Source organism: Pseudarthrobacter sp. TE3704 (assembly GCF_056279405.1).
Genome location: NZ_JBWCCJ010000003.1, coordinates 114529 through 132515, shown reverse-complemented (window position 1 = coordinate 132515; position 17987 = coordinate 114529). Strand labels below are relative to the sequence as shown.

Below are 17987 nucleotides of genomic sequence, written 5' to 3'. Positions count from 1 at the left end.
CCGCCGAGGCTAGATCTTAGGGAGCGTGGAGTAGGGGCGGCTGGGAAGCACCCCCCGCAGTCCAGGGCCGGATAGAAGGCTCCAGCGGAATCTGCCCGCGGCCGTCGCGGATCACCAGGGCCACCGTCCCGGCAATGGCAGCCAGGGACGCCAGGCCCAGCAGGATCAGGAAGACCGCCAGAGCCACAGACATCGCCATGCACCTCTAGGCTCAATTTTACCGCCCCTTCGGTGGCTGAGCAGTCGAAACCGAAGTACGTTCCGGTGGTTGAGCTTGTCGGCTCAACCACCGGTTCTGGGTTTCGACAGGCTCAACCACCGAACAGCATGCAAAAGGCCGCCCCGAGGGGCGGCCTTCTTGCGGTGCTTAGCGGGAGCGCTGGCGGAGGCGCTGCATGTCCAGGATGACTACGGCGCGGGCCTCCAGGCGGAGCCAGCCGCGCTGGACGAACTCGGCGAGGGCCTTATTCACGGTTTCGCGGGAGGCGCCCACCAGCTGCGCCAGCTCTTCCTGTGTAAGCTCGTGGGCCACGAGGACACCGTCGGTGGCGGGGCGGCCAAAGCGGTCGGCCAGGTCCAGCAGTGCTTTGGCGACGCGGCCGGGAACGTCGGAGAACACCAGGTCCGAGAGGGAGTCGTTGGTGCGGCGCAGGCGGCGGGCCAAAGCCTGCAGGAGCTGGGCCGAAACCTCGGGGCGCGTGCGGAGCAGGTTGTTCAGGCTCTCGTTCTTCAATCCGGCCAGCCGGGTCTCGGAGACCGCGGTTGCCGTGGCGGTGCGGGGGCTGGGATCGAACAGCGCCATTTCGCCGAACAGTTCACCCGGGCCGAGGATGGCCAGGAGTGATTCGCGGCCGTCCGGGGAGGTGCGTCCCAGCTTCACCTTGCCGGAAACGATGAAGTAAAGCTGGTCACCCTGGTCGCCCTCGCGGAAGACGGATGCGCCGCGGGAAAGGTCCACCTCGGTGAGCTCGTCCGTCAGCAGACGGAATGCGTCGTCGTCGAGCGTGGCGAAAAGGGGTGCTCGGCGCAGTACCTCGATGTCCATAAAATCTCCTGAGTAAAAGTATCGGCTGTGGCGCTTGTGCCATTGTTTCAGAATTTTCAAGGTTCTGTGACGAACTTGGCAGCCGAAACGCCCCTATGACGGGCTCAAACGGTGCGAGCGGACGCTTTTCACTGACCCGTTACGGCCCGTCCGGGAGCGCCATGCGGGTGCCCGGCAGCAGAAGCGAACCCACAGATGATTGTCAGCCACCGCCATTAGAATGAGGTTTCAACTGTTTATAAGGAGCCTTCGTGGTCGGCTTGACTGTCCTGGACCTGATCTTGATCCTGGCCCTGCTGTCCTACCTGGTCTACGGCCTCCGCAACGGCTTCCTCGTGACGGCGGGCGGCATCGCCGGTTTTGCTGCCGGCGCCGTGGCGGCCTTTTTCGCTGTTCCCCTGGTCAGCGGCTTCGTTGAGGACTCCGGATGGAGGCTGACCGCCATCGTGGCGGCCGCCGTCGTCCTGGTGGTCCTGGGACATGGCCTGGGCACCATGGTGGGCCGGCAAATCCGCGGCGCCATGCGGATCCGGCCCCTGCGGGCAGCGGACCGGCTGGTGGGCGGCGCCGCCAATGTTGTGGTTTCCGCGCTGGTCATGTCCATGCTCGCGTTCAGCATCAGTTCACTGGGTGTGCCGCTCGTTTCCCAGCAGCTGGCGGAATCCAAGGTCATCCGGTTCATCGACGGGCTGACCCCCACCCCGGTCAAGGCAACCATGGCGCAATTGCGCTCGGCAGTTATTGGCAACGGAATTCCCACCCTCATTGAGGGGCTGGAACAGGGCCCTGTAGTTCCCGTGCCCAATGCCAGCACCGACACCCCTGCCTTGAATAGGGCGGCCGAGTCCGTCCTCAGAATTGCGGGCACGGCCTACGAATGCGGGCAAAACCAGACCGGCACGGGCTTCGTGGTTTCCGAGGATCGCGTGGTGACGAACGCGCACGTTGTGGCGGGCGTGTCGCAGCCGGTGGTGGAATTGCCCGACGGCGGCGCGATGCCGGGCCGCGTGGTCTACTTCGACACCAAGCATGACCTCGCGGTACTGGCCGTGGAGGACCTGCCGTCGCAGCCGCTGCCCCTGAGCACCGACCTGCCCGGCGGCAGCCCGGCGGCTTTCGCCGGCTACCCGCACGGCGGTCCCTTCCAATCGAAGCCGGCCACTGTGCAGGACATCACCACCGTGCTGGTCCCGGACATCTACGGCAGCAACCCGACCCCGGAGGAGATCTACCGGCTGGCCGGCGACGTGCAGCCAGGTAATTCCGGCGGACCGCTGCTCACAACGGAGGGCCAGGTGGCGGGCGTCATCTTCGCCAAGGCCACCTCGGACACGGACATGGGTTTCGCCATCACCATGGATGACCTGAATCCGGTCGTCGCGCAGGCCTCGGCGCTGACGTCGCCTGTTTCCTCCGGGCAGTGCATCCAGAAATAGCCAGCCCGCGCAGGTGGCGGGTCAGCCTGGTAGGTTTACTGATGCCTGCGGCAAGGCTTCGGCGGCGCCATCAGCGACCGTGACGATGCCAAGGCCGCTATCCCTGACGGCTTTCATGTCGGCATCGAGTACGGCGGTGTCCGTGGTGTAGACGCCGCCGCCGATGTTCTCGCCCACTTCGTGGTAGCCCAGGATCAGCCAGGCGTTGTAGAACTTGGCGGAATCGATCCACCCCTGCACGGTTGCCGTGGTCGTGGTGGCGTCAACGAACTTCACCCTCAAGTTATAGGGGTCATAGTTGAGGCGGGTGTTGAAGCCGGAGTCGTCCGTCCCGTCGTCGTCATAGGCCCGCTGGTTGGAGTAGACCTGCCTGATGGCCGCCAAGGTGGCGTCGTTGTATTCGGCATAGGGCGAGGCGAAACTGGTGGCCGCCGCCGGTCCGAACAACTGCCGCAGCGTAGCCTGGCTTTCCCTCAGCTCCGCGTCGAGCTGGCCGGCCGGGACCTCTCGAAGGTGCGCGTGCGTCACCGAGTGGGACGCGATCTCATGGCCCCGGTCCGCAAAGTCCTGGATCTGCTCCTGCGTCATGTACGTGGGCTGTTCGTCAATGGCTCCGGAGTGGATGTACATGGTGGCCGGAATTCCATACTTGTCCAGGATGGGCAGCGCATTCCGGTGCTGGCTGGCCCAGCCGTCGTCGAACGTGACGCTGACCATGCCGCGGCTGAAGCCGGCATCCCCGGTGAAGCCGCCGAGGGTCAGCACCAAAAACACGGACGTCAGCAGAACAAGCAGTTTTCGCATGGGGTACCCCGAAGGCCTGACATGTGCACCGGCGGCTGCCCGGCGTAAACAAATAGTATTCTGCACGTGCTTTTGGGATCGAGGGCCTGGGCTACCCAATCCCAAAGAAGGGGAGTTCCCGCCCGCCTGCGCCGCATGGCCGGAGATGCAGGTATGGCAAGGGAAAACTTCGAGTACTTCCTACAGATGCCCGTGTCCGCCGGTGCTTCTACTGTTGTGCGGAGGCAAGGTGGCAACCGGGAGGAAGGAACCCATGTCAACTGGTATCCAGGCACCCGGGCGGGACCGGTACCTGGATACCCTGCGTGCGGTGGCACTGGCCCGGGTGGTTGCCTTCCACAGCTTCTCGGGTGCCGTGTGGATGAGCCTCGTGTTTCCCTCAATGGGCGTGATGTTCGCCCTGGCAGGGGCCCTGATGGCCCGTTCGCTGGACCGGCCGGCTGCGGGGGTCCTGAAAAGCCGGGCCCGGCGGCTGCTGCTTCCGCTCTGGCTCTACGCCGTCACCGTGCTGGGCCTGCTGTTCCTCACGGGCTGGCGGCCATGGCAGGAGGAGGAAGGCTACTGGCTGGACCTTGCATTGTGGTTCGTCCCGGTGGGCACCCCGCCGTTCCCGGAAAGCGCGGGAACAAATGATGTCCTGACGGACTCCACATGGGGTTTCCAGGCCGAGGAGATCCTGTGGTACATCCGGGCCTACTTCTGGTTCATGCTGCTCTCGCCGCTGCTGCTCAAGGCGTTCCGCCGGTTTCCCTGGGTTACCTTGCTGGCCCCGCTTGGACTTCTGGCTGTCCTGACCCTTGAAAACGCGGCATTGCCGGAATGGGCGAACAATCCCGTCACCGACTTCATCACCTTCGGTTCGTGCTGGATCCTCGGCTTCGCCCACCACGATGGCCTGCTGCGCAAACTGCGGTTCCCTGTCGTGGTGGTCCTTGCCCTGGCCCTCATGGTGCTCGGACTCGCCTGGGCGGCCACCCACCCGAGTGAGGAAGGCTGGAACCTGAACGAGATCCCGCTCGCCCAGGCCCTGTGGTCCTTGGGGTACTGCGCGGTGCTTTTGCGGCTTTCCCCGGTGTGGCCGGCGTTGCCCGGGCGGATGAAGATCCTCGACGGCGTCGTAACGCTCCTCAACAACCGGGCCATCACCATCTACCTGTGGCATAACCTGCTGCTCGTCGCCGCGGTCCCGCTCATTGACCTCGGCTGGGAAAACCCGGTCCTCAGCGAGGCCTTTCCCTGGCTGCTGGAAAGCGACTGGCTGCTGTTCCTCATGGTCTGGCCGCTCCTGGGAGTGGCCATCCTGTGCGTGGGCTGGGTGGAAGACCTCGCCGCCGGCAGGACACCACGGCTCTGGCCCGCACGGACCGCAACACGCAGCTAGAGGACTTCGCCCAGGTAGTCGATGGCCAGCCGGTACCCGGTGACGCCTGCCCCCACGATGACCGCCGCGCACACGGGCGAGAGGTACGAATGGTGCCGGAATTCCTCGCGCTGGTGCACGTTGGTGATGTGCACCTCGACGGCGGGAAGCTGCACGGCGGCGAGGGCGTCACGGAGTGCCACGGACGTGTGGGTAAAAGCGCCGGCGTTGATCACGATACCCGCGGCCGTGCCCCGGGCCGCGTGGATGACATCCAGCAGGACGCCTTCATGGTTGGACTGGACACATTCCACGTCGAAGCCATGGGCCTTCGCTGCGGCGGCGGCCAGCTGCTCCACGTCTGCGAGGGTTGAGGTGCCGTACTTTTCCGGCTCGCGGGTGCCCAGGAGGTTCAGGTTGGGGCCATTGATTACAAGGATGGTGCCGCGGCCGGCGTCGACGGCGGAGGAGGCTTCAGTCATGGAGGCAAATCTATCGGCTGGGTCCGCCTGCCGCGCATTCTTACGTCCAGAACGCCCGGCAGGCGGTGCCAACATCTAGAGGGCGGTGACCTTCAACAGCAGTGCGTGCTCAGGGTTGAGGATGGGCATGGGAAGGCCCACCTCGGCAAGGAACCTGCCGCTTGCCGCCGCACCGTCGGACAGCCACGCCGGCGGCTGGACCTGGGTGAAGGTGTGCACGTAGTCGACGTCGCCCGGCGCGGGGAAGATTGCCTCCACCCGGTAGCTGCGTTCCGCGTCGAGGCCGGGGAGGCCGATCCGCCCGGGTTCCTCGGCCGCGGAGGTGCCGGTGCTGACCAAAGCGAACAGGGCCGCCGTCGTGCCTTCAGGAGAAGGTGTGCCTTCTGTGGCAGGTGCGCCCGCAACAACGCCGTGCAGCAGAAGCGCGTCGGAAGCGACGTCGGCGTGGACCCGGCGGCCGCTGTGGATCAGGTCCCGGTGCTCCTTGTACAGGCCCACCAGGCGCCGCAGTTCCTCACGCTCCTCGCCCTGCACGCTGCGGACGTCCCACTCCATGCCGAAGTGGCCGAACAGGGCAGTGATGGCGCGGAAGGACAGATCGTGCGTGCGGGCAGTGGTGTGGGACGTGGTGGGGCCGATGTGGCTGCCCACCATTTCCGGCGGGACCACGGCCCCGGTCCAGCGCTGGATGGTCTGCCGTTCCAGGGCATCGTTGCAGTCCGACCCCCAGATCCGGTCGGTCCGTTCCAGGATGCCCAGGTCCACCCGGGCGCCGCCGGAGGAGCAGCTTTCAATTTCGACGCCGGGGTGCGCCTTGCGGAGCTCATCGAACAGTCGGTACGCGGCGAGGGTCTGTTCGTGGACCGAGGAGCGGCCGGCGTGGCCGTGCTCCAGCAGGTCCCTGTTCTGGTCCCATTTGAGGTAGCTGATGTTGTTGCCGGCCAGCAGGGCGTCGATGCGGTCGTAGATGTACTGCCAGGCCTCAGGGTTGACCAGGTCGATGATGTGCTGGTTGCGCCATTCCAGGGGCAGCCGGCCGCCGTCCTTGTGCTGGATGGCTGAGGGGCCAACGATCCAGTCCGGATGCGCCCGGGCAATGTCCGAGTCCAGGTTGATCATTTCCGGCTCCACCCACAGGCCGAACTCCATCCCGCGGGAGGTCACCGCATCAATCAGCGGCGTCAGGCCGTTCGGCCACAGGGTTTCATCCACGTACCAGTCGCCGAGGCCGGCCTGGTCGTCGCGGCGGCCGCGGAACCAGCCGTCGTCGAGGACGAAGCGCTCCACGCCAAGATCGGCCGCGGATTCGGCCAGCTCGATCAGCGTGTCCAGGTTGTGGTCAAAGTAGACGGCTTCCCAGGTGTTGAGCACCACCGGGCGGGGCTTGCCTGCAGGCAGGCCGGTGGACGCGGCGGGGAGCACGTGGTGCGGGCGGGACCGGAACCAGCTATAGAAGGCTTCGGTGATCCCGTCCAGCCCTGATTCCGAGTAGGCGGCGAACAGTGCCGGGGTGGTGTAGCTGCCGCCCGGTGCAAGGACCACCTCGGCGGGTCCCAGGAGTTCCGAGCCGCCGATCATGGTCCGGCCGTCACCGATGGTGTCCGCGAACTGCTCATGGTTGCCGCTCCAGGCCAGGTGGGTGGCCCACACCTTGCCGTGGCGGTTGCCGAAGCCCGGTGTGCCGGCGGCGAACAGCAGGGAGGAATCGTGGCCCGTGCGGCCGTGCCGGCCGGTGCGGACCCAGGTGCCCTGCTGGATGGCCCGCCGCTGCGGGTGGCGCTCGCGGCACCAGCGGCCGGTCAGGTCAAGGAGTTCGACCGCGTCCGGCGCAACCGGGAGGACGGTGGCCAGTTCGTCCACCTGGAAGGGGGTAGTGCCGTCATTGGTGACGGTGTGGCGCAGTTCCAGCAGGCCGCCGTCGTGCAGCGTCAGGTTGGACGAGACGCTGATGCCGGTATCAGCGTCGGCCTGGACAATCTGTGCACGGGCGCCTTCTGCGGTGACTGACATGGTGCGGAGGCGGGAGGAGAAGTCCAGGCCGGAGCCGCCGTCGGTGATCCGGGAGCCGCGGAAGGCGGGACGTCCGCGCCAGGAGGATGAGGCCTGGGGGAGGAGGCCGGCGGGGACACGGGCGTCGATGGCGGAGTGGGGAACGGGGCTGGTGAGGATGGCCAGGTCCGGCAGGGTTGCGCCGAGGTCCGCGCCCCAATGGATGACCTCAGCCTCCCCGCTGTCGAAGCTGATCACCAGGCTGGTGCCGGCGGAACGGAGGTGCAGGGGATCCATAGGGAAAGTCTCTTTCGTCGTTGTGCTGTGCGCCGGAAGACGCGGTACGGAGTGTTTTGGTAGCCGGGAAGGGGTGGCCGGATGCCGCCGCCGCGAGGATGGGACGGCGGCATCCGGCCCGGTGGCTGCGACCACAAACGCAGCCACGCTTCGGGGGAGGGCTTACTTGAAGAGGGCGTTGACCTGCTCATTGGCTGCGGTCAAGGAGCTGGCCGGCGCCTTGCCGGAGACCACGGCGTCCATGGCGGGCTCCATGATGCCCTTGACCTTGGCGGTGTTGTCCGTGATGGGGTACAGGAACGTGGTCTTGTCCTTGACGTGCTCCGTGAACGCGGTGACATCCACGCCCTTGGCCTTGAAAGCTTCGGCGGCCTTGTCCGAGGACGCCTTGAGTGCGGGGAAGACCACGGCGTTGGACGCGACGACATCCTGGCAGTCGGCGGACGCGAGGTATTCGACCCACTTGATGGCTGCGTCCTTCTTCTCGGTCCCGGCCCAGATGGAATCGGCCAGGCCGTTGAACATCGACGCGCGCTCGCCTTCGGGGCCAACGGGGGTGGGAGCGATTCCCACCTCAATGCCCTTGTAGCCGGTGTACTGGCCGATCATCCAGGAGCCGTGCGCGTTGATTGCGGACTTGCCGGCTGCGAAGGTGTCCGCCATGGCCGCGCCCACGGTGGTCTCAAGCTTGGGCATATAGCCCTTCTCGGCCAGCCCGGCGAACCAGTCCATGCTCTCCTGGAACTTGGGGTCGTCGTAGTTGTACTTGGTGCCCCACGGGTTCTTGTCCGTGTGGGACCAGCCGGTGGTGTTCGTCAGGTAGCTCCACTCCGTCTGGCCGGAGGAGTCGCCGCCGCCATTCAGGCCCAGCCCGTAGACGTCGACGTTGTTCTTGTCGAAGCCTGGCTCATCGCCGCGTTTTCCGTTTTTGTCCACGGTGAGGTGGGCGATGACCTTCTCGTAGGTGCCGCCGTCTTCGGGGTTCCACGTGAGGTCCTTCATCTGGTCCTCGGTGATCCCGGCGCCGGCCAGCATGGCCTTGTTATAGAACAGGCCGATGGTGTCCCAGTCCTTGGGAAGGCCGTAGCGCTTGCCGTCCTGGCCGACCCAGAGGTCAGCGAGGCCCTCGTTGTAGGCGGAAAGGTCCACGTTGTCCTTTTCGACGGCCTCATCGATGGCCAGCAGTTGCTTGTTCTCGGCCAGCTCGCCGTAGCGGCCCAGGTGGTTGGTGAAGACGTCCGGGGCCGTGCCGCCGACAAAGCCGTTGGTGAGGGTGCTCCAGTAGTCGTCCCAGCCGCGCTGGGTGATCTTGACCGGGATATCCGGGTTCGCCTTTGTGAAGTCGTCGGCACACTGCTGGTAGGCGGGGAGCTGGTTGGCGTCCCAGAGCCAGTAGCTGATCTCGCCCTTGGCGCTTTCTTCGGAGGAGGAGGATCCGCTGCAGGCGGACAGGGAGAGTGCCACGGCTGCGGCGACGGCAACGGCGCCGAGGGATTTCTTCATGGTTCTACTTTCCGTTCGGGGAGGTTACTTGCGGGATCGGGGGAGTGCTTATTTGATGCCGGAGAATCCAATGGAGTTGACGATCTTCTTGCCGAAGGCCGCGAACAGGATCAGCACCGGCAGGGCTGAGATGAGGGTTGCCGCCATGAGTCCGGACCAGTCCGGTGCGCCCTGCGGTGACTGGGACTTGAACACGCCGAGCCCCACCTGAAGGACACGGACGTCATCCTGGGAACCGACCAGCAGGGGCCAGAAGTATTCGTTCCACTGGCCGATGAAGGTGAGGAGGGCAAGCGTGGCGATGGGGGCGGCGGCGTTGGGAAGCACAATCTGGAAGAAGATCCGGAGGTGCTTGGCGCCGTCGAGCATGGCCGCTTCCTCCACCTCGCGGGACATGTTCAGGAAGAACTGGCGCAGGAAGAAGATGGCAAACGGCGTCATGAAGACGTACGGCAGGACCATGCCGAGCATCGTGTTGAGCAGGTCCAGGTTCTTGATCAGCAGGAAGTTGGGGAGCGCCGTGAAGATCGGCGGGACCAGCATGGTACCGAGGAAGAGGCTGAAGACTGCGTTGCGGCCCTTCCAGCGCAGCCGGGCGAAGGCGTAGGCGGCCATCGCGCTGAAGAACACGGCGCCGGCGGTGGTGATGGAGGAAAAGATGATCGAGTTCCGTAGGTAGAGCCAGAAGTCGATGGCGGCACCGGAGCCGCCTTCGGCCACGGCTTCCGCCGGTGACTGCAGCCCGAAGACCCGTTTGAAGGCGCCGAAGGTGAACTCCGCCGGCAGCAGGCTGGCGGCGCTGGAAGCCAGGGCATTGTTGGTGGACAGTGCTGTCCTCAGCACCCAGAGGAAGGGCAGGACGGAGACGGCGATGGCGAGGACCAGGAGGGCCCAGGCGCCGGCGCGGCGGGCGTTGAACGGACGACGGCGGCGGGTTCCGGCCGGCAGCGTTGCGCGGCTTGCGGTGGTGGTCATGCGGGACTCCTAGTCCAGGTCCGATTCGTTGCCCTTGAGGAACTTCATCTGGATGAAGGCCACCAGGGCGAGGATGAGGAAGAGAATGACGGCGATGGCGGATCCGTAGCCGAAGTCCGACTCAGTGAAGGCGCGCTGGTAGATGTAGTACTGGATGACGCGGGTCGCGTTGACAGGGCCGCCCGCGGTGGTCACTGCGACGGTGTCGAAGACCTGGAACGAACCGATCACCGTCACCACGAGGACCAGGACCAGGACCGGGCGCAACAGCGGGATGGTGATCTTCCGGAAGGTCTGGAATGCTGAGGCGCCGTCCAGTTTGGCCACCTCATAAACGTGGCCCGGGATGGCCTGCAGCCCGGCAAAGATCAGCAGCGCCGTGTAGCCCATATGGCGCCAGGTATTGATCAGGGCCTGGGTGGGAATGGCCCACCCTTCGCTTCCGAAAAAGGCGACCCGGGGCAGCCCGCTCCACTCGATGAACTGGTTCACCACGCCGATCTGGTAGTCCAGCATCCAGAACCATAAGAGTGCGGCGATGACGTTGGACATCAGGTAGGGCAGCAGCAGTGCCCCGCGGATGATCGTGGACTTTGCCACCTGGTGCATCAGGAGGGCCAGGCCCAGGGCCAGGGCCGTCTGGAGGAGGATGTTCAGGAAGACGTACTGTCCTGTAACGGCCAGTGAATTCCAGAACAGCGGATCCTTGGCGATGCCCGTGTAGTTGTCCAGGCCGATCCATTCCGGATCACCGAGGATGTTGTATTCCGTGAAGCTCAGGTAGATGCCGCGGATGGTTGGCACAACGTAGAAAAAGACGAAGCCGATCAATGCCGGGGCGATGAAGAGCAGCGCGATCCTGAGGTCCCCGAACCGGCGGTAGCTGCCTTGCGGCTTGGGCGAAGCCGATGCTGGCGACGCCGATCTGGGGTGTTTGGCAAGGGTGGTCATCTTCGACCCTTTCCTGACTGTGATGTGAGTAACAACTGCCACGTAATCTACACGAGTAGATTTGGAGGGGCAAGCTTTTGTTTTTTCTCGGAAGTAAGAGGAATTTTCCATTCGATGGTCTGTTGACTCGAGTAGATCCGGGTGAAACACTTGCCTTCCCGAAGGACAGCGCTTGCCCGGCGCTGCCAGGACTTCCCGGAAGGAAGACAATGACGTTCTCAATCGGCGTAGTAGGAGCCGGCCAGTTTGGCTGCCAGTTCGCCCACCTGTTCAACCTGCACCCCGGCGTCAGTGCCGTGCACGTGGTGGACGAGCTTCCGGAGCGGGCTGCGGAAGCGGTGGACCGCTATGGGCTGGCGGGTTCACAGGCGAGCTTTGAAGAGCTGCTGGCCTCCGACGTCGACGCCGTTGCGATCTTTACGCAGCGCTGGACGCACGGTCCCCTGGTGGAGCAGGCGCTTCGCGCCGGCAAGCACGTGTACTCCGCGGTCCCTATGGCTGTTTCCGAGGACGAGATTGCCCGCATCATCGAGGCTGTCCGTGACACCGGGCTGGTCTACATGATGGGGGAGACCAGCTACTACAACCCCGCCACCGTCTACGCGCGCAAGCAACTCGCTGAGGGGAAGTTCGGCCGGATCTTCTATGCCGAAGGCGACTACGTCCACGACATGGACCTGGGCTTCTACGAGGCCTACCAGTACAGCGGCGGGGACCGCTGGAAGGAAACGGCCAGCTACCCGCCCATGCTCTATCCAACCCACGCCGTGGGCGGAGTACTCGGTGCCGTTCCCGCCCATGCCGTCAGCGTCAGCTGCGTCGGAGTCAAGGATGACCGCAACGACGGCGTCTTTGACAAGGACGTCAGCATGTTCGGCAATGACTTCTCCAACGCCACGGCCCTGTTTGAGCTGAACGACGGCGGGGTCATGCGCACCAACGAGATGCGCCGGGTGGGCTACCCCTCTCACATCCGGGAGTCGCGGTTCCGTTTCTTCGGCACTGAAGCCAGCTTCGAACAGCTCGCAAAAGTCACTGTGTGGCAGGACAAGCGCAACGTCCACGACATCTCCGAGCAACTCGAGACCCGGCCCAGCATTTCCCTGGACGATCCTTCGCTCGCCAATGTGGCGCCGGAGCTGAGGGATGCCTTCGTCTCCGGCCTGGCACCGGTCCACGACCCGGAACGGCTTCCGCAGGAGTTCCGCGGCGCGCCGAACGGGCACGAGGGAAGCCACCACTTCCTGGTGGATGACTTCGTCACAGCCGTCAACCACCGCACCCTGCCGCCGGTGAACGCCTGGGTGGCGGCCCGCTTCACCCTCCCCGGAATCGTGGCGCACCAGTCAGCTTTGCAGAGCGGCGCACGGCTTCCCATCCGTGACTTCGGCGATGCGCCGGGTACTTGTACCTAACATGGACAGCATGACTTCTCCGGCAGCGCAGGCCACACGGGGCCCCGTGACCCGTAAGGACGTGGCGCGATACGCCGGCGTGAGCACCGCCGTCGTCAGTTACGTTGTCAACGGCGGGCCCAAGAAGGTGGCGCCTGCCACCGAAGCCAAGGTCCAGGACGCCATCCGCGTCCTGGGCTACCGTCCCAACGCGGCGGCCCGTGCGCTCAAGCTGGGCTCCAGCGAGACGCTGGGGCTTGTGGTTCCGGATATTTCCAACCCGTTCTTCTCGCTTTTCTCCCATGCCGTGGAGGATGCCGCGGCAGAACTGGGATACGCCCTGGTGTTGAGCAACTCGGACGGGAACCTGGCCAAGGAGCGGCGGAATATCCGCAACCTTGCCGCCCGGCAAGTGGACGGCGTGCTCCTGGCCAGCGTCCTCTTCGAGCCGGACCTGGAGGTCCTGGAAACGGCGGACATTCCCTCGGTCCTGCTCAACCAGGAGCGGGATGCGCCGGGGTTCAACAGCATCGGAGTGGATCTCGCGGCGGGCGCCAGGATGGCCGTTGAACACCTGATCAGCCACGGGCACACCAATATTGGCCTGGCCATGGGCACCAACGTTTCCGGCAATACCGACGGCCGTGAAGTGGGTTGGCGGGAGGCTCTGCAGGACGCGGGCCTGCCCGAAGGGCCGATTGTCTACCATGCCTTCACCCGGCCCGGCGGCTATCTCGCCGGCCAGCGGCTGCTGGCTTCCGTCAACCGGCCGACGGCGATCTTCGCCACGTCCGACATGCAGGCGATCGGCCTGTTGCGGGCAGTGCACGAAGCAGGGCTGTCCATCCCCGGCGACATTGCGGTAGCCTCCTTCGACGGTTCCGCCGAATCCGAATACTCCTGGCCCCCGCTGACCACGGTGGAGCAGCCGGTGGCCGTGATGGCGGAAGCCGCGGTGGCGGCACTGGTGGGAGCCAGCCGCGGGGAAAAGCCGCAGCACCGGATCTTCCCTACGAAACTGCACATCCGCCAATCCTGCGGCTGCCCCTGAAGGTTTTCGTCAGAGGCCGGCGAGCCTCAGCCGGCCCACCCGTTCCTCGAGGATGCGCTGGGCCTCCACGCCCAGGCCTTCGTCGCTGATGACTTCGTCGACTTCCTCCAGGGAAGCGATGGAGCTGATGCCCAGCAGGCCCCACTTCGTGTGGTCGGCCAGGACCACTGTCTTGCGCGCAGCCGCTACGAAGGCGCGGTCCGTTTCCGCCTCCAGCAGGTTGGGAGTGGTGAACCCGGCGTCGGCATCCATCCCATGGACGCCGAGGAACAAAACGTCGAGGTGCAGCTGCTTCAGCGCGCCCGTGGCGATGGGGCCCACCAGCGCATCCGACGGCGTTCGCTCGCCGCCTATCAGGATGACTGTGGAGGCATAGCGGGCGGAGCCGGCGGACGCGGCGTGGTGGAACAGGTCCGCGATGCGTACCGAGTTGGTGACAACAGTGATTCGAGGCCCCACGGTGAGTTCCTTGGCCAGCGCCCACGTGGTGGTTCCGGCGCTCAGGCCCACCGCCATGCCTTCCTGCACCAAGCCGGCCGCCTCAACTGCGATGGCCTTTTTCTCGTCGGTCAACTGGGTGGACTTCAGGTCGAATCCCGGCTCATGGGTGCTGGTGTCGCCCGGGACCTTAGCTCCGCCGTGAATGCGCTCAAGGCGCCCGCCCTCTTCAAGCACCTCAATGTCGCGGCGCACCGTCATCAGGGAAACGCCGAGTTGCTGGGCCAGGTCCGAGACCCTGACCACCCGTTCGCGCTGGAGGGCGTCCAAAATGGCCTGGTGGCGTGCGACGGCGAGCATCTGGGCGGTTCCTTCGGGCAGGTGACGGGGCTGCTCCCAGCATACGGCGACGGCGCCGCCCACCAAGTGGGCAGCGCCGTCGTCGCGGGCTTCTATTTCCTGAGCGACTGGGCGATCTGTTGCATGATCGTCGGGTCGGAGAGGGTGGTGGCGTCGCCGGGATCGCGGCCTTCTGCGACGTCCTTGAGGAGGCGGCGCATGATTTTGCCGGACCGGGTCTTGGGCAGTTCGGGGACCACTAGGATGTTCTTCGGTTTGGCGATGGGCCCGATTTCCTTGCCCACATGGTTCCGGAGTTCCTGGACCGTGTCGTCGCCGCCGTTGACCGCGTCGCCGCGGAGGATGACGAACGCGACGACGGCCTGGCCGGTGGTTTCGTCCGCGGCACCGACGACAGCGGCTTCGGCCACGGCGGGGTGGGAGACCAGGGCCGATTCGATCTCGGTGGTGGAGAGCCGGTGCCCGGAGACGTTCATGACGTCGTCCACCCGGCCCAGCAGCCAGACGTCGCCGTCTTCGTCCTTCTTGGCGCCGTCGCCGGCGAAGTACATGGTTTCGAAGCGGGACCAGTAGGTGTCCTTGAAGCGCTCCGGGTCGCCCCAGATGCCGCGGAGCATGGCGGGCCAGGGTTCGCGGATCACCAGGAACCCGCCGTGGCCGTTGGGCACCGATTCGCCCATCTCATCCACCACGTCCACGGCGATGCCAGGCAGGGGCACCTGGGCCGAGCCGGGCTTGGCGGCGGTGACGCCGGGCAGCGGGGCGATCATCTGGGCGCCGGTCTCGGTCTGCCACCAGGTGTCCACGATGGGGGTCTCGTCCCCGCCGATGACGTTCCGGTACCACATCCAGGCTTCGGGGTTGATGGGTTCGCCAACGGAGCCGAGCACGCGGAGGGAGGTGAGATCGTACTTGTCCGGGATCTCCCGGCCCCACTTCATGAACGTCCTGATGGCGGTGGGCGCGGTGTAGAGGATGGAGACCTTGTACTTTTCGATGATCTCCCACCAGCGGCCCTGGTGCGGGGAGTCCGGGGTGCCCTCGTACATGACCTGGGTGGCGCCGTTGATGAGCGGGGCGTAGGTGACGTAGGAGTGGCCGGTGACCCAGCCGACGTCGGCCGTGCACCAGTACACGTCCGTCTCGGGGTGCAGGTCGAACACGGCCTTGTGAGTGTAGGCGGTCTGGGTGAGGTAGCCGCCGGTGGTGTGCAGGATGCCCTTGGGCTTGCCGGTGGTCCCGGAGGTGTAGAGGATGAACAGCGGGTGCTCGGAGTCATGCCCGACGGCGGTGTGCTCGGTGGAGGCTGCCTCGACCGTGTCGGCCCACCAGTGGTCCCGGCCCTCGGTCCAGTCCACGTCCTGGCCGTTGCGCTTGACCACCACCACGTTCTGCACCGTGTGGCCGGCCTTGGCGAGGGCCTCGTCCACGGCGGGTTTCAGGGCGCTGGGCTTGCCGCGGCGGTAGGTGCCGTCGGCGGTGACCACGAGCTTGGCCTCGGCGTCATCGATGCGGGACCGCAGCGCGTCGGCCGAGAAGCCGCCGAACACCACCGAGTGCACAGCACCAATCCGGGCGCACGCCAGCAGCGTGATCACGGCTTCGGGGATCATCGGCAGGTAGACGGCCACCCTGTCGCCCTTGGTCACGCCGAGGGATTCGAAGGCGTTCGCTGCCTTCTTCACCTCCTCGGTCAGCTGCGCGTAGGTGTAGGAGCGGGTATCGCCGGGTTCGCCCTCGAAGTGGATGGCCACCCGGTCGCCCCGGCCGTTCTCCACATGCCGGTCCAGCGCGTTGTAGGCCGCGTTGACCTCGCCGCCCACGAACCACTTGGCGAACGGCGGGTTGGACCAGTCCAGCGCCTCATCGAAGTCCTTGCTCCAGGTGAGCAGCTCCCGCGCCTGCTTCGCCCAGAAAGCCGGCCGGTCGGCGTCGGCCTCCTGGTACTCCTGCGCGGTGACCACGGCGTTGGCCGCGAACTCCGGCGAAGGCGGGAAGGTCCGGGTCTCATGGAGCAGGTTTTCAAAGGCATCGCCCTGCTGTGCCGAGCCTGCGGGAACGGTGGCCGTGGAGCTTGGAGTGTCCTGGGACATATGAACCTCATCATTCATCGATCTTTGCTGCGCGGCATGTTGGCTGCCGGCCGGGCTCCGCCGCACGCACGACGTTGGGCACCGGCCGATCACGGACATACCGCAAAGAGCTGTTCCGGAATCAAGACTAATGCTTGCCCGGACATACATGTGTGCCCTGTCACAGACGTACCCGCGAGCGGCGTCCATTAAGCGGTGAATGGTTGGGCCCGCCGTCGGGAGGACGCCCCCGGCGGCGCCGTTCAGCTAGTGATCAGCCCGGCTGTTGACTAGGCTGAAATGGAATTGTGACTTCACTTCGGACCGCTGCGGGCAGGCGCAACTGCGCGTGGCCGCGGCGGAACCGGTGTTACGACGGCACGATATCGGGGCCATGCCGGCCCCGGTGCCGCCACGCTAAGGAGAACAGAATGAACCAGCAAAGCTTTGGCCAGAAGACCGGCCCCGATACCGCGGCAGGTTCCGGCGCCGCCGGAACCGCCACCGGGGCAGGCGAGCAGGCCACGTTCGCAGGGAAGCCGGCAGGCCTTGCCAAGGACGCCAACCAGGCAGTGCTCGGTCCGTTCACTGTGCGGGACCTGGCCGTGTTTGCCGCCACCCTCATCCTGTTCATCGCTTCGCTGCTGCCCATCTTCGGCGGCCGCTACAACCTGTGGAACCTGAACAACCTTTTCTTCCTGGGATTGGGCATCATCCTTCCCCTCATCGTCAGCGCCCTTTTCGCCGCGCGCAGGCTGGCCCCCGCCACCAAAATCCGTATCGGCTCCCTCTCCATCGACCAGTTCGCGTCGGTAGTGGCCTGCTTCGCCGTCGCTTTCTTCTTCCTGTCCGTGGCAGGCGCGTACGTGCCCAGCCTGCTGGCGGGCCTGATCGGCTCCCTGATCCTGTTCGCTGCAACGGTCCTGGGCCGCTTCCTGCCGTATCTTTCGGGTGACTTCAAGGACCGCACGGAAGTGCCGGCGCATGTGGTGGCCCGTGAGGCGGCCGCGCCGGTCCAGAAGCCCCGTGCACCCAAGCAGCCCAAGCCCGAGTCCGCATCCAAGCCCGGCGGCGGGAAGCTGCTGGGCGCTGCCGGCGGAAAGCTGTTCGGCGGTGCCGGCGCCGGATCCTCGGCGGTCCAGCCCGGACCCTCCCACCACGCGCCGGCCACTGCGGCCGTCCCCACGGCAGCCGCGCCGCATTCACCTGCTACAGCCGCCGTCCCATCCGCCAACGTCCCATCCACCGGCGTCGCTGCGGCCGGCGGGCCCGCCGCCGGTGGTCCTGTATCCACCGCCCCCGAAGTGTCCGACCGGGCGCCCGAGGTTGACGCCGGTCCGCCAACCCAGGCAGCCGACGTCGTCCGTCCCGCCTCCGCGCCTGCCGCAGAAGAGACGCAGTTCGGGGATGTGCACGTAGGTGCGGGGGCGGGCGGTTCGTCCGCGACGTCCCATCACGACGGCGGCGCGCAGCCGGCTGCCTCCGCGGCGAGGAGCACGTGGGAACCGCCGGCGGCAACTGCCGTCCACCAGCAGGTCCGCTCCGAGGAACCCATTGGGGCCACCGTGGACCCTGCCAGCCGGCACGACGCATCGGACGAACTGCCCATCCATGAGGCGTTCTGGTTCGCTGTCGCCCAGCACCGTACCGCCTATGACCCCCGCACCGGGGCCCCGGCCTTCGTCATTGAACCGGGCGGGTGGGTCCTTGCCCTTGAGGACCGCGGCCACGAGTTCCTGGTCCAGCACACCGACGGGCGGCTGGGCGTCCTGCGGGACCTCAGCAACATCGAGCGCGGCTAACGCCCATGGCCGCGCCCCGGGCCAAGGC

The 17987-nt window shown here is 66.0% G+C and carries 15 protein-coding genes; 5 read left to right on the top strand and 10 right to left on the bottom strand.

Annotated features, from left to right (window positions below; genetic code table 11):
- Positions 1-16: 16 nt before the first annotated feature.
- Both ACZ9BC_RS08325 and ACZ9BC_RS08320 read right to left on the bottom strand, forming a co-directional pair.
- Positions 17-193: a hypothetical protein gene (locus tag ACZ9BC_RS08325; protein ID WP_476245514.1), complete on the bottom strand. Its 177-nt coding sequence runs from the start codon at positions 191-193 to the stop codon at positions 17-19.
- Positions 194-367: 174 nt separating this feature from the next.
- Positions 368-1045 carry a Crp/Fnr family transcriptional regulator gene (locus ACZ9BC_RS08320; RefSeq protein ID WP_009359192.1) on the bottom strand — a complete coding sequence of 226 codons (678 nt, stop codon included), beginning with the start codon at positions 1043-1045 and terminating at the stop codon, positions 368-370.
- 251 nt (positions 1046-1296) lie between these two features.
- On the opposite strand from ACZ9BC_RS08320, the gene ACZ9BC_RS08315 reads away from it, so the two are divergent.
- Positions 1297-2481, top strand: coding sequence for a MarP family serine protease (locus tag ACZ9BC_RS08315; protein ID WP_476245513.1), 1185 nt, complete (start codon positions 1297-1299; stop codon positions 2479-2481).
- A gap of 21 nt (positions 2482-2502) precedes the next feature.
- Here ACZ9BC_RS08315 and ACZ9BC_RS08310 read toward each other — a convergent pair whose 3' ends face one another.
- Complete coding sequence (locus ACZ9BC_RS08310; RefSeq protein ID WP_476245512.1) at positions 2503-3285, bottom strand: polysaccharide deacetylase family protein; 783 nt, start codon at positions 3283-3285, stop codon at positions 2503-2505.
- A gap of 253 nt (positions 3286-3538) precedes the next feature.
- Here ACZ9BC_RS08310 and ACZ9BC_RS08305 point away from each other — a divergent pair, with 253 nt between their 5' ends.
- Positions 3539-4666, top strand: a complete 1128-nt coding sequence (locus ACZ9BC_RS08305; RefSeq protein WP_476245511.1) for an acyltransferase family protein — start codon at positions 3539-3541, stop codon at positions 4664-4666.
- Here ACZ9BC_RS08305 and aroQ read toward each other — a convergent pair.
- From aroQ to ACZ9BC_RS08280, 5 genes are all read right to left on the bottom strand, one after another.
- A complete protein-coding gene (gene aroQ, locus ACZ9BC_RS08300) occupies positions 4663-5127 on the bottom strand; it encodes a type II 3-dehydroquinate dehydratase (protein WP_079597573.1) in 465 nt (154 codons plus the stop codon). The two genes, ACZ9BC_RS08305 and aroQ, sit on opposite strands and share 4 nt — an antisense overlap.
- A gap of 75 nt (positions 5128-5202) precedes the next feature.
- Entirely contained in the window at positions 5203-7413 is a 2211-nt protein-coding gene (locus ACZ9BC_RS08295; RefSeq protein ID WP_476245510.1) for an alpha-galactosidase, read from the bottom strand.
- 162 nt (positions 7414-7575) lie between these two features.
- On the bottom strand, positions 7576-8916 hold the full coding sequence (locus ACZ9BC_RS08290; protein ID WP_476245509.1) for an ABC transporter substrate-binding protein: 1341 nt from the start codon (positions 8914-8916) through the stop codon (positions 7576-7578).
- A 48-nt stretch (positions 8917-8964) separates the two neighbouring features.
- Complete coding sequence (locus ACZ9BC_RS08285) at positions 8965-9891, bottom strand: carbohydrate ABC transporter permease (protein WP_115524850.1); 927 nt, start codon at positions 9889-9891, stop codon at positions 8965-8967.
- 9 nt (positions 9892-9900) lie between these two features.
- Positions 9901-10842 (bottom strand): carbohydrate ABC transporter permease, encoded by a 942-nt coding sequence (locus tag ACZ9BC_RS08280; RefSeq protein WP_476245508.1) that lies wholly within the window; start codon positions 10840-10842, stop codon positions 9901-9903.
- A 209-nt stretch (positions 10843-11051) separates the two neighbouring features.
- On the opposite strand from ACZ9BC_RS08280, the gene ACZ9BC_RS08275 reads away from it, so the two are divergent.
- Positions 11052-12257, top strand: coding sequence for a Gfo/Idh/MocA family protein (locus ACZ9BC_RS08275; protein ID WP_476245507.1), 1206 nt, complete (start codon positions 11052-11054; stop codon positions 12255-12257).
- Between the two features lie 10 nt (positions 12258-12267).
- A complete protein-coding gene (locus tag ACZ9BC_RS08270; RefSeq protein ID WP_476245506.1) occupies positions 12268-13287 on the top strand; it encodes a LacI family DNA-binding transcriptional regulator in 1020 nt (339 codons plus the stop codon).
- A gap of 9 nt (positions 13288-13296) precedes the next feature.
- On the opposite strand, the gene ACZ9BC_RS08265 is transcribed toward ACZ9BC_RS08270, so the two are convergent.
- Entirely contained in the window at positions 13297-14085 is a 789-nt protein-coding gene (locus ACZ9BC_RS08265) for a DeoR/GlpR family DNA-binding transcription regulator (RefSeq protein ID WP_476245505.1), read from the bottom strand.
- Positions 14086-14177: 92 nt separating this feature from the next.
- Positions 14178-16178 (bottom strand): acetate--CoA ligase, encoded by a 2001-nt coding sequence (acs, locus tag ACZ9BC_RS08260; RefSeq protein ID WP_476245971.1) that lies wholly within the window; start codon positions 16176-16178, stop codon positions 14178-14180.
- Between the two features lie 410 nt (positions 16179-16588).
- Between acs and ACZ9BC_RS08255 the strand changes: the two genes are divergently transcribed.
- Entirely contained in the window at positions 16589-17959 is a 1371-nt protein-coding gene (locus tag ACZ9BC_RS08255) for an energy-coupling factor transporter transmembrane component T family protein (RefSeq protein WP_476245504.1), read from the top strand.
- Positions 17960-17987 lie beyond the last annotated feature (28 nt).

Coding starts and splice junctions, on each gene's coding strand:
- ACZ9BC_RS08325 (WP_476245514.1), bottom strand. CDS start 193: ATGTCTGTGGCTCTGGCGGTCTTCCTGATCCTGCTGGGCCTGGCGTCC.
- ACZ9BC_RS08320 (WP_009359192.1), bottom strand. CDS start 1,045: ATGGACATCGAGGTACTGCGCCGAGCACCCCTTTTCGCCACGCTCGAC.
- ACZ9BC_RS08310 (WP_476245512.1), bottom strand. CDS start 3,285: ATGCGAAAACTGCTTGTTCTGCTGACGTCCGTGTTTTTGGTGCTGACC.
- ACZ9BC_RS08305 (WP_476245511.1), top strand. CDS start 3,539: ATGTCAACTGGTATCCAGGCACCCGGGCGGGACCGGTACCTGGATACC.
- aroQ (WP_079597573.1), bottom strand. CDS start 5,127: ATGACTGAAGCCTCCTCCGCCGTCGACGCCGGCCGCGGCACCATCCTT.
- ACZ9BC_RS08295 (WP_476245510.1), bottom strand. CDS start 7,413: ATGGATCCCCTGCACCTCCGTTCCGCCGGCACCAGCCTGGTGATCAGC.
- ACZ9BC_RS08290 (WP_476245509.1), bottom strand. CDS start 8,916: ATGAAGAAATCCCTCGGCGCCGTTGCCGTCGCCGCAGCCGTGGCACTC.
- ACZ9BC_RS08285 (WP_115524850.1), bottom strand. CDS start 9,891: ATGACCACCACCGCAAGCCGCGCAACGCTGCCGGCCGGAACCCGCCGC.
- ACZ9BC_RS08280 (WP_476245508.1), bottom strand. CDS start 10,842: ATGACCACCCTTGCCAAACACCCCAGATCGGCGTCGCCAGCATCGGCT.
- ACZ9BC_RS08275 (WP_476245507.1), top strand. CDS start 11,052: ATGACGTTCTCAATCGGCGTAGTAGGAGCCGGCCAGTTTGGCTGCCAG.
- ACZ9BC_RS08270 (WP_476245506.1), top strand. CDS start 12,268: ATGACTTCTCCGGCAGCGCAGGCCACACGGGGCCCCGTGACCCGTAAG.
- ACZ9BC_RS08265 (WP_476245505.1), bottom strand. CDS start 14,085: ATGCTCGCCGTCGCACGCCACCAGGCCATTTTGGACGCCCTCCAGCGC.
- acs (WP_476245971.1), bottom strand. CDS start 16,178: ATGTCCCAGGACACTCCAAGCTCCACGGCCACCGTTCCCGCAGGCTCG.
- ACZ9BC_RS08255 (WP_476245504.1), top strand. CDS start 16,589: ATGAACCAGCAAAGCTTTGGCCAGAAGACCGGCCCCGATACCGCGGCA.